Annotated in this window: 5 protein-coding genes; 2 read left to right on the top strand and 3 right to left on the bottom strand. The window is 45.8% G+C overall.

All coding sequences use genetic code 11. From position 1 onward, the window contains the following. Window positions 1-783: radical SAM protein (locus F6K20_RS22620; protein WP_287296099.1), on the top strand; the 783-nt coding region annotated here is incomplete at its 5' end. Between the two features lie 282 nt (window positions 784-1,065). Here F6K20_RS22620 and F6K20_RS22615 read toward each other — a convergent pair. From F6K20_RS22615 to F6K20_RS22605, 3 genes are all read right to left on the bottom strand, one after another. Beyond that, window positions 1,066-1,977: a hypothetical protein gene (locus tag F6K20_RS22615; RefSeq protein ID WP_131827151.1), complete on the bottom strand. Its 912-nt coding sequence runs from the start codon at window positions 1,975-1,977 to the stop codon at window positions 1,066-1,068. Between the two features lie 88 nt (window positions 1,978-2,065). After that, a complete protein-coding gene (locus tag F6K20_RS22610; protein WP_287296097.1) occupies window positions 2,066-2,278 on the bottom strand; it encodes a hypothetical protein in 213 nt (70 codons plus the stop codon). A 10-nt stretch (window positions 2,279-2,288) separates the two neighbouring features. Then, window positions 2,289-3,818 (bottom strand): LbetaH domain-containing protein, encoded by a 1,530-nt coding sequence (locus F6K20_RS22605; RefSeq protein ID WP_161603164.1) that lies wholly within the window; start codon window positions 3,816-3,818, stop codon window positions 2,289-2,291. Between the two features lie 648 nt (window positions 3,819-4,466). Here F6K20_RS22605 and F6K20_RS22600 point away from each other — a divergent pair. Continuing rightward, a complete protein-coding gene (locus F6K20_RS22600; protein WP_008184241.1) occupies window positions 4,467-5,087 on the top strand; it encodes a class I SAM-dependent methyltransferase in 621 nt (206 codons plus the stop codon). Window positions 5,088-5,426: the final 339 nt, after the last annotated feature.

The raw sequence follows: 5,426 nt of genomic DNA, 5'->3' as shown, positions 1-5,426 counted from the left end.
CAGCATCCCGAGTTTGATGTGTTGTTAGATTACCTAAATCAGCCACAATACGACCATGTGCGCTTGAGTATTGCCTCGGTGCGAACTAATACAGTTACCGAAAAGCTTGCCCAAACCCTAACCAAACGTAACACCCGTTCCATTACGATTGCAGTAGAAAGTGGCTCACAAAGGTTGCGCGAGATTATTAATAAGAAGCTCAGCAATGACGAAATTATCCAGGCAGCAGTGAATGCTAAAGCAGGGGGATTAAAACGTCTCAAAATCTATGGGATGGTAGGAGTTCCGGGAGAGGAAATAGCAGATGTTGAAGAAACTGTAGGGATGATGGAACAGATTAAGAGAGCAGCCCCCGGTCTAGGCTTAACCCTCGGATGCTCCACCTTTGTTCCCAAAGCTCATACACCCTTTCAGTGGTTTGGTGTCAATCCCCAAGCCCAGAAGCGCCTCAAGTTATTGCAGAAAAAATTGCGATCGCAAGCCATAGACTTTCGACCAGAAAGCTACAACTGGTCAGTAATTCAAGCACTGATTTCCCGAGGGGATCGTCGCTTATCCCAACTCTTAGAACTAACCAGGCATTATGGGGATTCCTTAGGCAGTTTCCGCCGTGCCTTTAAACAATTGCGAGGACAGTTACCTGAACTAGACTTCTACGTCTATACCGACTGGTCAACAGAGCAAGTGTTGCCTTGGAGTCATCTGCTTGGGCCACTTCCCCAGGCCACCTTGCTCAAGCACTTAGGTGCTGCTACAGCCCTGGGGGTAGGGCATGGGGAATAGGGCGTGTGGGAAGTGTGGGAAGTGTGGGAAGTGTGGGGCGGGGGCGCGGGAAGTGTGGGGCGTGTGGGGGGAGGGGGAGAGAGCGCGGGAGGTGTATGAAGTGCTCCCGCAAACCATTGCACACAGCCCCTCCCCATTCTCGACAGCATCAAGATAATAAGCTGATGTCCATTTAAATTGGTTATTACCTATTCCCTATTCCCTGTTCCCTATTCCCTGTTCCCTTTGATTAATTTAGGTATCCCAATCTAAATGCTGAACAGCTTACTAATGCTGCTAGGTCTAAGGTTTTTTAATCAATCTTGTCCCAACTCCTGGAAAATTCCATTCCAGCTGCATGTGCAAGACAGTGCCAGGAGGACGACCAGCCACCAGTGGTACAGGAACAGCACCATATAAAATATGATCCGAGTGCAGGTGAGTGATGATTGATAATAGCCTGTTACCATCAATCCCTTTCTTAGCAGCCTCAGGAGGACAGAAATTCAATTGTCTGCTAAAAACCGCATTTCCTCGACTATTGGTGACGTAAGCATTTGGTACTCCACCAAATGGTTGCGGGAATATATTGCCATCGGCAGTATACCACATCGCCCAGACCGTGTACACCCGATTCGGGATCAGATTGTTTAGTCGGACTCTGACCCTGTTGTTTCCCCTAGAATCGCAATTAATTTGCATTTGTCCAGAAGCCTTAAACCAATCCGCTACAGTAATCGGATTTGGAGATTCCGGATTAGACTGAGAGCGAGAAACTACCGGAGCATCTAATTGAAATGGCAGTGGAGTTCGTACGGAGAGATCTCCTGAAACCCAGGTATCGATTTGACGCAGAGGTACGTTGACAGCCCCAGGGTCAGTGGTTTCAAGGTCAAAAACTGGGAAAATTGTTTCCAAGAAAGGATCCACGATTGATGCCAAAACAGCATCCTTTCGTGTCGAAGCAGTCAGAGGCAGAGGCTCCTTACCATTGGGGTTGTAGATACCCATTGTTGTTGCTCCTGCCAAGTTCAGGGGAGCAGACAAGAAGTCCCACCGATATCTTGGTTTTCCAAAAAGCCGATTCCAGCCTGTTACCACCTCTGCCTCGATAGTAACGTTAGTGTTTCTCCTCCTCTGTGCTTCAGCTGGGTTAACCTGTGATAAAAAGGCAAAAAGGCTCAAAAAAAACAGAATTCCAAACTTTTTCATCACGGATTTCTTCTCCTAATTAAAAGACCTGTTGCAAACGTCAACTTTTGCCAGGTTGCTGTAGTTGCTATCCTAGTTATCAGCTTGTTTTTCAAAAGTTATGCAAAACCAGCGCTAAAAAATTAAAAATTTGCTCAGCAACCAACAAGCTGCCTTGAGGCGTTGCGTCAGTCTTTTCATGAATAGGAGTAGAGTGGGCATCCTGCCCGCCCCAAAAGATCAAGGGACAGGCAAGATGCCTATTCCACCTCACTCTTAAAATCATTCCATTATTAAGCAACGCCCGAAAAACAACATAGATCAAGGCAAAGACTTCAACCTAAAGTACTGATCTGAACCAGAGCACCAACGCCACACCCGCAGTCGCATCCAGCCGCTTGGGCACGCCCCCACTGGGATAGCATTGAATTTGAATGGGGTAGAGTAATCCGTGCGCTGCGAGACGGTGCCGATGGTGCAATCAAGAACTCATTCCCTGGTGCCACTACAATGGCATCGTCCGGGATATCTTCCGTGACCTCCACCGGTCCAAACACCAGCACCCTAGCACCAATCTTCACCCCCTTACGCACTGTCGGTCCAAACAACACAGTGCCGTTGCCAATGGTAACGTCATCCTCGATTTCCAGTGGACCATGGAGAACTACCCGATCACCGATAACGCATCTAGCTCCTACTCGGCAAGAGGTGAACGTTAGCTGATGAAGGCTTGAGTTTTTACCAATAGTGGTGCCTTTACCAACTGACACAGTGGGAGCCACATCACCGAGAATATAGCTCCCCTTACCAACCACTACTCCTGATGCCAACTGGCACCCTCCCAGGACAATAGCATCTTTATCGATCAGTTCGGGGGACTTTACCACAGGGACAACGAACCTTGCACCAGCTTCAGGACTGTTTGAGGGCGGTGCATTCAAGCCCACTCCCCCAGCATCGTCCGCTGGCGTGCTTGGAGTTGGTACTGGTGTTAGAGGTTCAAAGCGCTCAAAACCCAAGTCTCCCAGAGTCGCTTGACGTGCTGGGATGACTCCGGTCCCACGTCTATAAATACTTGGTGGAGCAACCGATAGCTTTCCAAAGGCTTGATCTAAATTAGGAAAGTCCTCCCCAGGATTGCGAGGATTGCCAGCAACATCAGAAAATGGGATGGTGCGTGCAGCGGCACGATAAAGTAAGTTGAATCCTCGGGCTAGTACTAAGTTTTCTTCATCGACATCAGCAAAGAATAGTGAAAATGGAGCAGGTACCGGAATGATATTGGGTTTAACATCAAGTTGGCTATAGATCCGTGCTCCAAACAACACTAGACTTGCTGGCGGAATCTTGATGGGTCGTCTCGGATTCTCTCCCAGAATCTGTGCTGCCAAACCAGTAAAGCTCGCGTCACCAATGTCGGCATTTTGAACGATCGCATTGATGCCCGTACCACAGGCTTGTCCGATCCGAACCCTTCCGACGAAGGTGACTCCATGGGCGGTGAAGGTTCCATCCCCCAATTCTAGGTTACCTCGACCCAAGGAGCGACCACGGAAGTTGAGCAATCGGGTATTGTCTTGCAAGTTAACAGCGTTACCAATTTTGGCAGAGGCACCCTTGAGGGTAACAAAAGCATCAATCAGGCTAGCGGCTCCCATCTTAAAGTTCCTAGTACCCACGACTGCACTGGGATGGATGAAACTGGTAAAGCCCACTGGTCCTACTGAGGATTTAGCCTGCTGTGCAGCAACTCCTTTCATCCCGCCTGGAATTACTGAGCCCACCGTGGCTGCTGTCGCACCTCCAAGTGCAGCTATCAGTAAATCCCGTCGCGAACAACTGAATCTAGTTAAATTATTGGTCATGCTACCCATGTATTAGCTTAAATCCCTGTCTTTTCAAAACTCGGGGGATGGTTGAATATAGAACACCTTTGTTCTGATCTGTTCTCATTCATGGTCACGGGTCAACTTGAATCGGTTTGACTGACGTCATTCTCAAACCGAAATCATGGTGCCCACTATGCATCCTGATCCGAATTATTGCCTGAGCTACTGACTTTTGGCGGAACTGATGTATGAGACCGGATTAATGTTAACCACACCACCAACCGCCCTTGGTCTCAGCTATGTATTAACTTTTAGCACACTTTATAAAGACACCGGTTAACGAGTTAAAATAACTTAACGTTAATCATTTTTAACAGAAAAGGTACCCTCAAGGGTACTGTCAAGCCAGGGGATGATCTGATAATTGCTACAATAGCAAAGGGAGCAGGGAGTAGGGAGCAGGGAGTAGGGAACAGGAAACAAAAATTTTCACAATTCATTTAGTAAGCCTAAATAAGGATTTGATCAAACCAAGTAATTACCCGATTTATGTGTATCCTATAGATAATAGGATTTGCGAAATTTGGGGTCAATATTTGTTGAAATATAGTAAAATAAAAAAGTAAATCAACTAGCTAATAATTATCGCTAAATAGCTAGTTATAATGTTAATAATTACCAGCTATGCTTGAAATCTTGAAAGGAATACAGAATACATGGCAAGATCTAGTCTTACCTGTAGATAAAAGAACAGATTGTTGGACAGTTAGCCAACAATTCCGTGATCATGTCAAACAATTTTTACCGAAAAAACAATATTCCTTATTAGAGGTGGGATGTTACAAGGGGCTGACGGCAAAGCACTTATCCGATCACTTTACTAAATATCTAGGTTTAGATGTTAACGATAGGTACCTCAGAGTAGCAAGATTAAACAATATTTTTAATTACCATGTCAAATTCCAAAGATTTGATGTGTATACTTCTGATTGGAATCAGTTAACCTTTCCTGCTGATGTGGTTTTAATAGATGCACGTCATAAATACGAGTATATCAAACAAGATATTGATAACTGTTTAAAGCGATTTAATAATGCATTGATAATTTTTGATGATTATGGAGCATGGGAAAGCGTCTATAGGGCAGTTAATGAAGCGATCGATGACGGTAAGTTAGAGGTAGTTAAAGAAATTGGAGTTGAGAAAGGTCAACAACTGTGGCCAGATCAGAATAATCCATACTCTTACACACATTTTGGCTCAGAAGGATTGATTTGCCGTAGTAGTAGAGCGGTTTTCAATTAGGTTAGTTTTTGAGGGAGCAGGGAGTAGGGAGTAGGGAAGTCAGATTAGCTGCACCTAACATTAGACTCTAGGGTTGAGTAATATTTGTTCTCTACTTCGTTTATTCTGGTAGCGGCTTAGAGCATTGCTTTAGTGTGAGAGGGTAATGATGTGATCCCATTCCAGTTGAGATGGTAATCATGCGTTCGCGTAGCGGCTCTTTCAGAGCATCGCATTCCAGTTGAGATGGTAATCATGCGTTCGCGTAGCGGCTCTTTCAGAGCATCGCATTCCAGTTGAGATGGTAATCATGCGTTCGCGTAGCGGCTCTTTCAGAGCATCGCATTCCAGTTGAGATGG

The organism is Moorena sp. SIO2C4, assembly GCF_010672485.1.
GTDB classification, from domain to species: Bacteria; Cyanobacteriota; Cyanobacteriia; order Cyanobacteriales; family Coleofasciculaceae; genus Moorena; species Moorena producens.
The sequence above is the reverse complement of the archived record's forward strand: the minus strand, read 5'-3'. Positions and strand labels throughout refer to the sequence as shown.